This window comes from Comamonas sp. SY3, from assembly GCF_041730275.1.
GTDB classification, from domain to species: domain Bacteria; phylum Pseudomonadota; class Gammaproteobacteria; order Burkholderiales; family Burkholderiaceae_C; genus Comamonas; species Comamonas sediminis.
On the sequence record NZ_JBGTYN010000004.1, the window covers coordinates 239378 to 252799 of the forward strand.

Sequence of the window (13422 nt, forward strand, 5' to 3'; positions counted from 1 at the left end):
GGATGCTAATAAGGGATGCTAATGGCGCGAGAAATTTGTAAGCTGCGTGTAGGGAGTCGAGGTTATAGCACGCAGGGGCGAAAGCACGGTGCCAGAATACTAGGGGTTTTTCATCATCTTGTTGTGAGTATTCGCCATGCCGCGCCCCATTCTAGCCACCATTCATACCGCTGCCTTGCAACATAACCTGGCACGCGCGCGTCAAGCGGCGCAAGACGCCAAGCTGTGGTGTGTCGTGAAAGCAAACGCTTACGGGCATGGTATCGAGCAGGTGTTTGATGGCATGCGCGCCGCCGATGGCTTTGCGCTGCTGGAGCCGTCCGAGGCGCAGCGCATCCGTGATCTGGGCTGGCGCGGCCCCATCCTGCTGCTCGAAGGCGTCTTTGATGCGCGTGACCTGGAGCTGTGCTCGCGCCTGAACCTCTGGCACACGGTGCACTGCGACCAGCAGATCGACTGGCTGGCGGCGCACAAGACCCAGCAGCCCCACCGCGTGTTCCTGAAGATGAACTCCGGCATGAACCGCCTGGGCTTCACCGCCGAGCGCTACCGCTCGGCCTGGGCGCGCCTCAATGCGCTGCCCCAGGTGGATGAGATCTCCTTCATCACCCATTTCAGCGATGCCGATACCGCCAAGGGCATCGGCGCGGCACTGGCGCTGTTCACCCAGACCACTGTGGACCTGCCCGGCGAGCGCAGCATCTGCAACAGCGCCGCGCTGCTGCGCCATCCCGATATGTCGGCGAGCGAGCGTGGCGACTGGGTGCGCGGCGGCATCCTGCTCTATGGCAGCGCGCCCGATTACCCGCTGCAAACCGCTGACGACTGGGGCCTGCAGCCCACGATGACCTTGTCGGCCAAGGTCATCGGCGTGCAGGAACTGCAGCCCGGCGACACCGTCGGCTATGGCTCGGCCTTTACCGCCGACAAACCCATGCGCATCGGTGTCGTTGCCTGCGGCTATGCCGACGGCTACCCCCGCCACTGCGGCAACGGCACCCCCGTGCTGGTCGACGGCCAGCGCTCGCGCCTGATCGGCCGGGTCAGCATGGACATGGTCACCGTTGATCTCACGGACATCCCCCAAGCCGGCTGGGGCAGCGAGGTCACCCTCTGGGGCCGCGCCGCCAATGGCAGCGTGCTCGCCATCGACGAAGTGGCACACGCCGCCGGCACCGTGGGCTATGAGCTGATGTGCGCGGTGGCGCCCCGGGTTCCGGTGGTGGTGGATGGGCACTGAGCTGCCTTAAATATAGGCAGATCTTCCAAGGGCTGGGCTGGGAGGGCGCTGCGCCATCGCTTCTGAAGGTTTCAGCCAGCCCCGCAGGCTTTATAGAAATGCCTGCCTTTGCAGCCGGAGCGCGTCGCGGTCGATGCTGGCTTCGAGCTGCTCCATGTCCACAGCGCTGACACCCTGCGTCTGGAAATGCGCAGACCATTGGTCAACGGCTGCAGCCACCTGTTGTACCAGCGCAATCGCGCGCGGCCTTTTAAGGCCGTACTCGTTGATCTGGGTGAGGGCATTCTCCAAGGTGGATTCGGCGCCCATGGTTCCCACGCTGAGGGCTTGGTAGCCCAGGTTCTGCAGGCTCGGCACTACGTCGTAGGCGGGGCTGAGGTCGTAATATCCATCCGCCAGATTGAGGCTGAGGCTGTGGTTGCGCTCATGGTCGTCGGTGTTGTCCATGAGGATGTTGAAAACCATGCGCTTGAACAACTCCTCGCGCATGGCGGCTTGTCGCTCGGGATGGCCCAGGCGCAGCAGGATGCTTGCCAAGGCGCTGTAGCCCATCTCCAGCCCCGCAGCGCGCAGGGCGGTATGGGCAGACTGGCAGTGCACCCGGAAGGGGCCGATGCGGTCAAAACGTTCGACGGTGAGTGCGTGCCGTGCTTTGCCATAGCGTGGTGGCAGAGGCAGCACCGCCGTGTTGGCGGTGTACATGCCGGCTTGTGCGGCCAGCCTCATCGTCGCGTGTTCAATCAGCGGGGTATCCACGGCATCATCCAACTCGCTGAACTTGATGATGCAAGGGCCATTGTCGGTCTGCAGCAAGGCCTTGGGCCGGGCGCCACCCAAGATGACGCCGGGCTGGATCAGCCGCTGTATTTCAGGGGTGATCGGGGCCTGGGTCTGCACGTCTTCTACGGCGGCAGCGAGTTGCGCCAAGTCGTTCAACCGCGGATAGGGCCCGATGTAGCGCGGCAGGTAACGCTCGGCCGAGGTGGAGATGCCCAGCGCGCCAAAGCGGTCATCACCGGCAAAGAGCAGCATCTCCAGAATTGACAGGCGTGCAGGCCGGTCGATATGGCGGATGATGCGCTCGCCCCAGCGGTCAGGCCGGGCATCGTCAATGGCGCCGGGCGCTGTGTGCTTTTCATCATTGCTGAAGAGCTGGCCTTGTACCAAGGGCAGGTCCTGGCTGAGTGCAAAGTTCCACCAATCTGGCGCATAGCTGAACGTGGCGCAATCCGCCACCAACTGCGAAAGGCTGACCGTGCCCGCCAAGGTGGGCGCTGCTGGGTTGACCATGGCCCAGACATAGAGCTGGTCTTGCGGCACATAGGTGCGTGCAGAGACGGCGGGAATGGCGGCGGTGGTCATGGCTTTTGGGGAGGCTTCTTGGCCATGAGCGCGGCAAGCCCTGGGGCTGCACTTGTCCATTCCTGGCGTGCTTCGTTCAACAGGCCAGGAATGATGGAGGCAAGGTCGGATTCCTGGCTGGGGTACACGGCACTATCCGCGTTGGCCGTTGGCGGCGTAGCACTGTTTGGCTGGGGCGCTTTGGGTTTGCGCTGAGCTTTTGCCTTTGCGACCTCCCGCTCCAGCGCCGCATGGTCGTTTTGGGGCGCAATCAGCGCGGCCAAATCGCCCCTTGGATTGATCAGCCACATGCACATCACATAGGAGGCCATTGCCACCGACGGATCACCCCGCTCGATCCGCGCCATCGTGGGCTGCGAAATGCCCAGGCGCTTGGCCCATTGCGCCTGCGACTCTCCCCGCCGCTTACGGGCGATCGCAATGTTCTGCGCCAGCTTTTCGATCTGCTGCAGAACGGCTTGCGGGTAGTGAGAGGGCGGTGTGTTTTGACGAGGCATTCATAGATATTAGTCTTTTGCGAGAGAAAAGCAAATCTATGAATTATTTCGACTTCCACGTCGCTGAAATCCGACCAACCTCTGCTTGCTAAAGGTGTTATGCACCATAGATGTCGTGATTCACGCATATTTCATTCATCTATAAATAATTTGAGAAGAATGTGTCATGCCTCACGCTTTTTCTCAAGTGGGCCGCGTGACCTCTGGTGGCTCATCTCGCAGGCTGTTCTCTCGAAAGTCACTAGTAAGTTGCCCAAAAAATAGGCAGCCAATAACCCACGGGTTTACCCTAGCGTCACCAGGGTTTGTGCAGGCCGCGCGCAATTAGCGTACAGTTTTGTACGTTTAATGCTTTTGCCCCACACCATGACCTCCAAAGAACGCCAACCCCGCAGCGATGCGCTGGCCCATCGCAGCCAGTTGCTCGATGCGGCTCTGCATGTGTTTACCGAGCAGGGGGTGACGGTGGCCTTGGATGTGGTGGCCGAGCGGGCGGGGGTGAGCCGCACGACGCTGTACCGCAATTTTGCGGACCGGTCCGAGCTGCTGCGGGCCTTGCTGATCCATATTCTGGATCGGCTGGCCGCCAAGGCCCAGGCCTTGAGCGAGACGGGCGATGCGGATGCGCTGTTCGAGTTTCTGCGCCTTTGGGCGCATGACTCCGTGCTGACCGTGCCGCTGACCGATTACTGGCGTTCGCTGCCGCTCGATGATCCCTTGGTCGTCGATCTGCGTGCGCGCCTGTTGGCGCTGGTGACACCGTTGTTGCTGCAGGCCAAGGCGGCAGGGCGCTGCCGGGAGGATCTGCAAGGCGCCGATTTGCTGCTGATCGTCGGCATGTTCAGTGCGGCGCGGCGGGGCCGCACACCGGCTGAGCGCCTGCAACTGAGCGACCGCGCCTGGCAGCTGATCACCGAGGGCCTGCGCGTGGATGCCAGGGAGGCGGTATGAACGCACCCGCCTTTCGCTATGTCGAGCAACCCCCGGATTGGGAGACGCATGAGCGCCCCGTGCTGCCGGGCTCGCCCGCGCGGCTGCAGCACACGTTGCCCCGGCGCATTGCCTACATCATGGTGGGCCTGTTTGTCGGCCTGGTCGGCGGTCTGGGCAATGGCCTGGTCACCGCCAATCTGACCTCGATCCAGGGCCAGCTGGGCCTGACCGCCGTGGAGGCCGCCTGGCTGCCTGCGGCCTATGTGATGGTCAATGTGACGGCCAACCTGCTGGTCTTCAAAAGCCGCCAGCAGCTGGGCCTGCGGGTGTTTGCCGAATGGGGCCTGGGCATCTATGCGCTGCTGGCGCTGCTGCATGTGTTTGTCGAGGGCTACACCATGTCCATCGTCGTGCGGGCGGTGGCCGGTTTTGCCGGTGCCACCACCACGTCGCTGGCCGTCATGTATGTGATGCAGGGTTTTCCGGCGTCCAAGGTGCCCTCGGCCTTCATCCTGGGCATGAACATGTCCTCGATCGCCGTGCCGCTGGCCTGGGTGCTGTCGCCCTCGCTGGTCAACGTCAATCCCTGGCCCCATCTGTACGCGTTCGAGGCGGGCCTGGCGCTGATGGCCTTTGCCGCCGTGGTGGTGCTCAAGCTGCCACGGGGCTTGCAGATCCATGTGTTCGAGCCGCTGGACTTTGTGACCTTTCTGCTGGTCGCGCCTGCGGTGGGCCTGCTGTGTGCGGTGCTGGCCCAGGGCGTCAATGCCTGGTGGTTCAATGCCCCCTGGCTGGCCTATGCGCTGATCGCCTCGGTGGTGCTGTTTGCGCTCGCCGCGCTGCTGGAATACAGCCGGCGCACGCCGCTGATCCAGCTGCGCTGGCTGATGCACCCCACGACGCTGACCTTCATGGCCGGGGCCATCATGATGCGTTTCATGATCTCCGAGCAGAACTATGGCGTGGTGGGTCTGCTGCGCGCGATGGGCGTGGTGCCCGAGCAGCTGCAGGCGCTGTATGGCGTGATCTTTGTCGGCATGCTGCTGGGCGTGATCGTCGGGGCGGCCACCTTCAGCGCGCAGGCCATCCTGCCGCAGATCCTGACCTCGATCCTGCTGATCGGCGTGGGCGGATGGCTGGACCTGCACTCCACCAGCCTGAGCCGCCCGCATGACTTCTTCTTCAGCCAGTTCCTGATCGCGTTCTCGGCGGCGCTGTTCATGGGGCCGGTGATGATGATCGGCATCCAGCGCGCGCTGGGCAAGGGGCTGGACCACATGGTCACCTTTGTCGTGCTGTTCTCGGTGACCCAAAGCCTGGGCGGCCTGCTCGGCCCGGCGCTGCTGGGCAGTATCCAGCAGCAGCGTGCCCAGCTCTATACCCAGGCGATTGCGGCCGAGATGCCGGTGACCAACCCGCTGGTCGCGCAGCGCCTGGCCCAGCAATCGCAGTCCCTGGGCCGCACGATCACCGACCCGGTGCAGCGCGGCGCCCAAAGCCAGGCCCAGCTGGTGCAGGTGATCCGGCGCGAAGCGGCGGTGCGTGCCTTCAACGATGTGTTCCGCGTGATTGGCGCGATGGCGCTGGCCTTCCTGGCCTGGGCGTTCTACCGCGTGCTTCGCCAGCGCACCCTGGCCTGGCTGGCGCGGCGCCGAGGCGAGCTGCCGGCCCCCGTCTGATCCCACCCCTTTTCGATCCTTATCTACAAAGCAACAACAATGTCTGATACTGAAAAACCCACCCCCAACGCTGCCCCCGCTGCCACAGCGGAGCCGGCAGCCCCCCAAGCCACGCCAGCGCCTGCGGCGCCCGTGCCCGCCGCTGCGCCTGCGGCATCGCCAACGGCCAAGCTGATCCGGCCCAGCCGCCGCGCGGTGCTGACGATGGCCGTCGTCGCCTTGGCCGGCGTGCTGCTGGTGCTCTGGGCCTGGAAGCTGCCGCCCTTTGCCTCCGACATGATGCGCACCGACAACGCCTATGTGCGCGGCCAGATCACCGTGCTGGCGCCCCAGGTCAGCGGTTATGTGACCGAGGTGAATGTGCAGGACTATGCGCACGTCAAGCGCGGCGATGTGCTGCTGCGCATCGACGACCGCATCTATGCCGAAAAAGTGGCCCAGGCCCAGGCGCAGCTCGACAATGCCCGCGCGCAGCTGGCCAACTCGGACCAGACCCAGGCGCAAAACCGCGCCAACCTGGGCGCACGCCAGGCCAGCCTGTCGGCGGTGGATGCCGAAGCCCGCCGTGCGGCGGCCGATCTGCAGCGGGTCGAGGACCTGGCCGCGCGCGGCTCGGTGTCGCTGCGCGAGCGTGACCAGTCGCGCGCCACCAGCCAGCTGGCCAAGGCCAATGTGCAAAAGGCGCAGGCCGATATCCGCATTGGCGAGCAAAGCATCAAATCCACCCAGGTGGCACGGGCCAGCCTGGAAGCCCAGGTGAAGGCCGCCGAAGCCCAGCTGGGCCTGGCCAGGATCGACCTGGACAACACGGTGGTGCGTGCGCCGCGCGATGGCCAGATCAGCGAGGCCTCAGTGCGCCTGGGCCAGTACGTGGCCGCTGGCACGCAGCTGCTGTTCCTGGTGCCCGAGCAGCTCTGGGTGGTAGCCAACTTCAAGGAAACCCAGATTGCCCACATGCAGCAGGGCCAGGCCGCCAGCTTTTACGTCGATGCGCTGGAAGGCGCACGGCTGAGTGGCCATATCGAGCAGATGGCACCGGCGACCGGCTCGGAATTCAGCGTCATCAAGGCTGACAATGCCTCGGGCAACTTCATCAAGATCGTGCAGCGCCTGCCGATCCGCATTGCGATTGACCCGGACCAGCCGCTCGCTGCCCGCCTGCGCCCCGGCATGTCGGTCGAAGTGCAGGTGGACACGCGCGTCGCCAAGGCCGCTGCGCAGGGAGACCGGCCATGACCCGCACTCCGCCAGTGCGCGGTTCGGCCTGGACCACGCTGACCACCCTGGGCCTGGCCCTGCTGCTGGCCGGTTGCGCACCGGCGCTGCGCCAGGCGCCCGCCGATGCCGCCGTGACCGTGCCCGGCGCCTGGGCGCAGACCGAGGCCGCTGCCACCAGCGGGCCTGAGGCAGCCGTGCCCGCCGCCTGGTGGCAGGCCTTTGGCGATGAGCAGCTCAACCACTATGTGCAGGCCGCGCTGGCGCGCAATGCCAACCTGCAGGTGGCAGGCACCCGGGTGGCGGCTGCGCGCGCCCAGCTCGCGGCGGCCGATGCCGCACTGCAACCCAACCTGTCGCTGGGCGCGAATGTGGGTGCCACCCACACATTGACGGCCTCGGGCATCACCACCAGCCGCTCTGTGCAGCCCCAGCTGCAGGCCAGCTGGGAGCCCGATCTGTGGGGCCGCCTGGGCGACCGCAGTGCCGCAGCCGATCTGCAGTACCGCGCCAGCCAGGCCGACCGGGATGCGGTGGCGCTGACGGTGGCGGCCACCACGGCCCAGGCCTATGTCGATCTGCTGGGCCGCGAGGCACAACTGGCCCAGACGCGCCAGACCTTGCAGACCCGCAGCACCGCGCTGCAGCTGGCCCGGGACCAGGAATCGGTGGGCTATATCTCGCGCCTGCAGGTGACGCAGGCCCAGGCCGAGTACGAGGCGGTGCAGGGCCAGATCCCGCCGCTGGAGCTGGCCATTGCGCGCCAGTACAACGCACTGCAGCTGCTGGCCGGCGATGTGCCTGCGGTGCGCGATCCCAAGGCGGCCGACGGCCAGGGCTTTGCCCGCCTGCAGATGCCGGTGGTGCCAGCGGCGCTGCCATCGGCCTTGTTGCGCCGCCGGCCTGACCTGGTGCAGGCCGAGCTGAACCTGGCCGCGAGTGATGCGAGCCTGCGCGCCAGCCGGGCCGCCTACCTGCCCCAGCTCAACCTCAGCGCCAGTGCGGGGCGGCTGTTTGTCAATGCGCTGCAGTACAACCCCATCAATGTCTGGAGCCTGGGCGCCAGCGTGCTGGCCCCGCTGTTGGATGGCGGCCGGCTCGATGCGCAGTACGGCACCGCCACGGCCCAGCGTGACCAGGCCGCCTATGCGTACCGGGCTGCGGTACTGTCGGCGTTGGGCGACGTGGAAAACGCGCTGGTCGGCGTGCAGCGCCTGGCCGAGCAAGAGCAGGCAGCCGAGCGCCGCCGCGCCGTGCTGGCCCAGACCCTGGGCTATGCCAAGGACCGCTACGAAGCGGGCTATGCCTCCTACCTCGAGCAGATCGACGCCCAGCGCAACCTGTTCCAGGCCGAGACCGAACTGGTCAACCTGCGCCAGAGCCGGCTGGACAACCAGATTGCGCTGTACCGCGCGCTGGGCGGGGGCTGGTCGGCCGATGCCGTGTTGCCTGCAGCCGCTGCGCAGCCGGCCGCAGATTAGACGGGCCTTAATCCCGGCACAAAGCGTTGCGCACAGCCGTCAGACCGGGGGTGGCAGGGGGATCCAGCCGCAGCGGGCGCTGGCGCCGCCGCATAATGCGCGAATGCCCCGTTCTGGGGCGTTTTGTGCAGCAAGGCGGTGCATGTACGCCTTCTGCAGCTGCCGGGTATTGCTGCCATGTCTGAGACTGTTGTATTGCGGGGGCCCGAGCGCCCTGATCTGTTGCGCCATGAGGTGCTGGCTGATGTATTTGAGGCCACTGCCTATGCCCACCCGGAGCAGGTCGCACTGATTGCCGGTGCGCGGCAGCTGACCTATGCCCAGCTCGATGCCGATGCCAGCCGCGCGGCGCACCGGCTGATCGAGGCCGGCATTGGCCCGGGTGACATGGTGGGCCTGTGGCTGCCACGTGGCATTGCGCTGCTCAGCCTGCAACTGGCGATTGCCAAAACAGGCGCTGCCTGGCTGCCCTTTGACAGCGAAACACCCCCCGAGCGCATAGCGACCTGCCTGGAAGACGCAGGCGCCAAGGCACTGCTGCTGGCAGCGGCCACGCCCCAGCAGGGCCTGCGCGATGCCCAGGTGCTGTGCCCGCTATGGACCGATGTGGACCTGCTGGCCGATCTGCCCGCTGGCACCACGGCGCGGCGGCGCAGCCATGCCCAGCCCAGCGACCCCGCCTATGTGATCTACACCAGCGGTTCGACCGGCAAGCCCAAGGGCATCGCCATCAACCAGGGCAGCATCTGCCACTTTTTGCGCAGCGAGAATGCACGCCTGGGCGTGCGCCTGGGCGACAAGGTCTACCAGGGCTTCTCGGTAGCCTTTGACATGTCGTTCGAGGAGATCTGGATCAGCTACCTGGTGGGCGCCACCTTGTGGATTGCGCCGCGCGAGATTGCCGGCGACCCCGAGGCGCTGCCCCAGGCCTTGCTGGACCAGCAGGTCACCGTGCTGCATGCCGTGCCCACGTTGCTGGCGCTGTTTGCGCAGGATGTGCCCAGCCTGCGCATCATCAACCTGGGTGGCGAGATGTGCCCGGAGGCGCTGGTCGACCGCTGGGCCCGCTCCAGCACCGGTGCGCCCCGGCAGCTGTTCAACACCTATGGGCCGACCGAGGCCACCGTATCGGCCAGCCTGGCCGAGCTGAAGGCGGGTGAGCCCGTGACCATCGGCACGCCGCTGCCCAACTACAGCATGGTGGTGGTGCAGGTGATCGACGCGGACAGCTTTCCTGCAGGCACGGCGCCCCAGTTGGTGGGCTTGCCGGCCGGAGAGGTGGGCGAGCTGTGCATTACCGGCCCCGGCGTGGCTGCGGGCTACCTGGGCCGGCCGGAGCTGACGGCCGAGAAGTTTTTGGACAATCCCTGGCCGGCGGGGCCGCATGACACGCGCCTCTACCGCACCGGCGACCTGGCGCGCATCGATGAAAAAGGCCAGATGCAGTGCCTGGGCCGGGCCGATGACCAGGTGAAGATCCGTGGCTTCCGCGTGGAGCTGGGCGAGATCGAGGCGGTGCTGGCCCAGCAGCCCGGTGTGGGTACCACAGCGGTGCTGTTGCGCAAGGACGATGGCATCGACCAGCTGGTGGCCTTTTATGTGCCGCTGGACGCGCCTCCCAGCCATGCAGCGCTGCGCAGCGCGCTGGCCGAGCGCCTGCCGCCCTATATGGTGCCGGCCCGTTTTGAAGCGCTGGCGCTGATGCCGCGTCTGACCTCGGGCAAGATCGACCGCAAGGCACTGCGCGCGGCTGCGCTGAGTGCCGCCGTGGACAGCGGCGACTCTGATACCGCCGAGACCCCGGCAGAGGAAGTGCTGTTTGCCGCGCTGGCGAAGCTCTTCCCGGGCCAACCCATTCGCCGCTCGCTGGATTTCTTCAGCGACCTGGGCGGCCACTCGCTGTTTGCCGCGCGACTGACGTCGATGCTGCGCGCCGATGCGCGCTTTGCACAGGCCACCGTCAGCACCATCTACCAGCAGCGCCGCGTGGGCGCGATTGCCGAGGCGCTGCAGGCCGGCATGGTGGCGGACGATGCACCGGCGGCAGCGCCCCGTGCCTTTCGCGAGCATTCGGCGCTGCGCCGTTGGCGCTGTGGCGCTGCGCAGGCGCTGGCCATCCCGTTTCTGGTGCTGGTCAAGATGGCGCAGTGGCTGGCGCCGTTCTTCACCTACCACTTCTTCACCGGGGACGAAAACGACTCGGTGGCTGTGGCCATTGCGGTATCGGTACTGGCCTTTGCGCTGGCCACGGTGCTGGAGTTTGCCGTGGCCTGGGCCGGCAAGTGGCTGATTGCCGGCCGGCTCAAGCCGGGGCGCTACCCGCTGTGGGGGCTGACCTACTTCCGCTGGTGGCTGGCGGACCGCTTGGTCGAGGCCGTGCCGGTGGGCATGATCTCGGGCTCCTCGCTGTTCCCGCTGTGGCTGCGTGCGCTGGGCGCCAAGGTAGGCAAGGATGTGGTGCTGGGCTCGATGACAGTGCGCGCCCCCGATCTGCTGCGCATTGGCGCCGGTGCCAGCGTAGGCAATGTGGTGAGCCTGGAAAACGCCCGGGTCGAAGGCGGCTGGCTGCTGCTGGGCCGCATCGATATCGGCGCCGAGGCCTGCATTGGCTCCTATGTGGTGCTGGAGGGCAATACCCGCCTGGGCGACTGGGCCCATCTGGAAGGGCAGTCCAGCCTCAGCGATGGCCAGGTGCAGCCCGAGCGCAGCGTCTGGACAGGCTCGCCCGCCCAGCCGGTGTCGGACTTCGATACCAGCTGCATGCCTGAGCGCGTGCGCCCCAGCGCCGCCTGGCGCGTCTGGGAAATGCTGGTCTATGCGCTGGGCGGTCTGAGCATCGCCACCCTGTTCTTCATGCCGGTGTTCCCGGCATTCCTGCTGATCGACTGGCTGGATGTGGACGCGATCTCGGTGCGGCCTTTGCTCGAGGACGGTACCGTCGATGCGCTGGGCGCCTTCATCCTGCGCTTCTTCAAGTTCTTTGTGCTGGCGCTGCCTGCCAGCCTGGTGCTGGTGCTTTGCACGATGCTGGTGGCGGCCTTGGTCCGCTACCTGTTCCTGCCCCGGCTGCAGCCGGGCACCTGGTCGGTGCACAGTGGCCGTTATCTGGGCAAGTGGCTCACCAACCAGATCCAGGAAGGCAGCCTGGCCACCTTGCACGGCATCTATGCCACGGTGTTCTCGGCCAGCTGGTACCGCATGCTCGGCGCCAAGGTGGGCAAGCGCACCGAGCTGTCGACCGCGCTGGGCGTGGTGCCCGATATGCTGACCCTGGGCGACGAATGCTTTGTGGCCGATGCGGTGATGCTGGGCGATGAGCGCATCGATGGCGGCTACATGACGGTGCAGCCCACGGTGGTGTCGCGCCGCAGCTTCATCGGCAATGGCGCCTATGTGCCCGATGGCTCGACCATCCCCGAAGGGGTGCTGATCGGCGTGATGTCGGCCGTGCCGCGCAATGCCGACATGCAGGCGGGCCAGACCTGGATCGGCTCGCCTGCCATCAACCTGCCCGCGCGCGAAGTGGTGCAGGGCTACCCCGCCCACCTGACCTTTGCCCCGTCGCGCCGCCGCGTGCTGGGCCGGGGCCTGGTCGAAGCCTTCCGCATTGGCGCGCCCCATGCGCTGGTGATTGCGGCCGGTTATGCGATCGTGCTCGATGCGATGCCGCTGGCAGCAGCGGGCCGCTGGGGTGCGGTGGTGCTGGACCTGGCAGTTGCCGGCATGGTGTTCGGTCTGGTCGCTTTCTGGGCGGTGGCGCTGTTCAAGTGGCTGCTGGTGGGGCGCTACCGCAAAAAGGCCGCGCCGATGTGGACGCCCTTTGTCTGGCTGTCCGAGGCCACCACCAGCATGTACGAAGGCATTGCGGTGCCCAATTTTCTGCGCTACCTGCGCGGCACCCCCTGGCTCAATCTGGCGATGAACCTGCTGGGCAGCAAGATTGCAAGCAGCGCCTACCTGGACACCACCGACATCACCGAACACGACTGCGTGACCATTGGCGCGCACAGCGAGCTCAATGCGCTGTCCTGCCCGCAAACCCATTTGTTCGAAGACCGGGTGATGAAGGTGGACGACGTGGTCATTGGCGAGCGGGTGACGGTGGGCGCACGCTGCACGGTGCTCTACAGCGCCGAGGTGGGCGATGGCGTGCAGCTGGGCCCGATGACCCTGGTGATGAAGGGCGAACGCCTGCCGGCCGGCAGCCGCTGGCAGGGCGCACCGGCCGCGCCATGGCGGGCCTAGCGCTCACGTGGACCCCGCAGCCGCTGGCCTTGCCGCCGGCGCTGCAGGGCCGGGTGCGGGCCCAGGCGGTGAGGATGGCCGCCGCTGCATCGGGTGTGCTGCCGCGCGAGGCGATGCGCGAGGCCGTGTACCGGGCGATTGGCGAGGCCTTGGCGCCGCAGCTGGGCTGTGCACCGGCGCAACTGGCGGTGCAGCGCCGCGCCGGCCAGGCGCCGCAGCTGCTGCGCAACGGGCTGGCGCTGGCGGGGTGGCAGCTGTCCATCAGCTATGCCGATGCGATGGCGGTATGGGCTTGCACGCAATATGGCTGCGTGGGCATTGATGTGCAAGGCCTGCCCGGTAGTGCCTCCACGGATATCGATGCCGCTGGCTGGCCAGCGGTGGCTGCCCTGTACCTGGAGCCGGACGCAGCCGCTGCGCTGACCGGCTTGCAGTGCATGGACTGGCAGCGCGGCTTTGCCCGGCAATGGGCGCGGTTGGAAGCCCAGCTCAAATGCGCCGGGCTGGCATTGACCGAGGCGGAGGACCGGCCGGCGGGATGGCGCACCGGCATGGTGGTGACTGAACTGCAGACGCAAGCAGGGCCCGTGGCCGTGGCCTGGCGTGCGCCGGCCCAGGCCGCATCCGGTGGAGGCGGGGCCGTTACACTGGGCTGCCCGCCCGCCGCTAGCAGAAACTGCACAGCGCCAGGCCCATATCGATACAACGAATAAATCGTTGGCGGGGCCGGGCTGCACTGCGATAGTGCGGCGTTTTGATTTTTTGCATGG

General features: G+C 66.5%; 9 protein-coding genes. 7 read left to right on the forward strand and 2 right to left on the reverse strand.

The window, feature by feature from the left end; all coding sequences use genetic code 11:
* Window positions 1–136: 136 nt before the first annotated feature.
* Window positions 137–1240: an alanine racemase gene (gene alr / locus ACCQ08_RS07695; protein WP_373449383.1), complete on the forward strand. Its 1104-nt coding sequence runs from the start codon at window positions 137–139 to the stop codon at window positions 1238–1240.
* Between the two features lie 90 nt (window positions 1241–1330).
* Here alr and ACCQ08_RS07700 read toward each other — a convergent pair whose 3' ends face one another.
* Complete coding sequence (locus ACCQ08_RS07700) at window positions 1331–2602, reverse strand: type II toxin-antitoxin system HipA family toxin (RefSeq protein ID WP_373449384.1); 1272 nt, start codon at window positions 2600–2602, stop codon at window positions 1331–1333.
* Complete coding sequence (locus ACCQ08_RS07705) at window positions 2599–3099, reverse strand: helix-turn-helix transcriptional regulator (RefSeq protein WP_373449385.1); 501 nt, start codon at window positions 3097–3099, stop codon at window positions 2599–2601. The genes ACCQ08_RS07700 and ACCQ08_RS07705 overlap by 4 nt, the downstream gene beginning before the upstream one ends.
* Before the next feature lie 366 nt (window positions 3100–3465).
* Between ACCQ08_RS07705 and ACCQ08_RS07710 the strand changes: the two genes are divergently transcribed.
* The 6 genes from ACCQ08_RS07710 (at window position 3466) to ACCQ08_RS07735 (ending at window position 13365) form a co-directional block, all read left to right on the forward strand.
* Window positions 3466–4050, forward strand: coding sequence for a TetR/AcrR family transcriptional regulator (locus tag ACCQ08_RS07710; protein ID WP_373449386.1), 585 nt, complete (start codon window positions 3466–3468; stop codon window positions 4048–4050).
* Window positions 4047–5711 (forward strand): MFS transporter, encoded by a 1665-nt coding sequence (locus tag ACCQ08_RS07715; RefSeq protein ID WP_239810220.1) that lies wholly within the window; start codon window positions 4047–4049, stop codon window positions 5709–5711. Before ACCQ08_RS07710 ends, ACCQ08_RS07715 begins: the two co-directional genes overlap by 4 nt.
* Before the next feature lie 39 nt (window positions 5712–5750).
* Window positions 5751–6947, forward strand: coding sequence for an HlyD family secretion protein (locus ACCQ08_RS07720; protein WP_373449387.1), 1197 nt, complete (start codon window positions 5751–5753; stop codon window positions 6945–6947).
* Window positions 6944–8407, forward strand: a complete 1464-nt coding sequence (locus tag ACCQ08_RS07725; protein WP_373449388.1) for an efflux transporter outer membrane subunit — start codon at window positions 6944–6946, stop codon at window positions 8405–8407. The genes ACCQ08_RS07720 and ACCQ08_RS07725 overlap by 4 nt, the downstream gene beginning before the upstream one ends.
* A 177-nt stretch (window positions 8408–8584) precedes the next feature.
* Window positions 8585–12652, forward strand: coding sequence for a Pls/PosA family non-ribosomal peptide synthetase (locus tag ACCQ08_RS07730; RefSeq protein ID WP_373449389.1), 4068 nt, complete (start codon window positions 8585–8587; stop codon window positions 12650–12652).
* Window positions 12640–13365 carry a 4'-phosphopantetheinyl transferase superfamily protein gene (locus ACCQ08_RS07735; RefSeq protein WP_373449390.1) on the forward strand — a complete coding sequence of 242 codons (726 nt, stop codon included), beginning with the start codon at window positions 12640–12642 and terminating at the stop codon, window positions 13363–13365. Before ACCQ08_RS07730 ends, ACCQ08_RS07735 begins: the two co-directional genes overlap by 13 nt.
* Window positions 13366–13422 lie beyond the last annotated feature (57 nt).

What these genes read in the sequence shown, in the direction of transcription:
- alr (WP_373449383.1), top strand. Translation starts at nt 137, where the DNA reads ATGCCGCGCCCCATTCTAGCCACCATTCATACCGCTGCCTTGCAACAT.
- ACCQ08_RS07700 (WP_373449384.1), bottom strand. Translation starts at nt 2,602, where the DNA reads ATGACCACCGCCGCCATTCCCGCCGTCTCTGCACGCACCTATGTGCCG.
- ACCQ08_RS07705 (WP_373449385.1), bottom strand. Translation starts at nt 3,099, where the DNA reads ATGCCTCGTCAAAACACACCGCCCTCTCACTACCCGCAAGCCGTTCTG.
- ACCQ08_RS07710 (WP_373449386.1), top strand. Translation starts at nt 3,466, where the DNA reads ATGACCTCCAAAGAACGCCAACCCCGCAGCGATGCGCTGGCCCATCGC.
- ACCQ08_RS07715 (WP_239810220.1), top strand. Translation starts at nt 4,047, where the DNA reads ATGAACGCACCCGCCTTTCGCTATGTCGAGCAACCCCCGGATTGGGAG.
- ACCQ08_RS07720 (WP_373449387.1), top strand. Translation starts at nt 5,751, where the DNA reads ATGTCTGATACTGAAAAACCCACCCCCAACGCTGCCCCCGCTGCCACA.
- ACCQ08_RS07725 (WP_373449388.1), top strand. Translation starts at nt 6,944, where the DNA reads ATGACCCGCACTCCGCCAGTGCGCGGTTCGGCCTGGACCACGCTGACC.
- ACCQ08_RS07730 (WP_373449389.1), top strand. Translation starts at nt 8,585, where the DNA reads ATGTCTGAGACTGTTGTATTGCGGGGGCCCGAGCGCCCTGATCTGTTG.
- ACCQ08_RS07735 (WP_373449390.1), top strand. Translation starts at nt 12,640, where the DNA reads ATGGCGGGCCTAGCGCTCACGTGGACCCCGCAGCCGCTGGCCTTGCCG.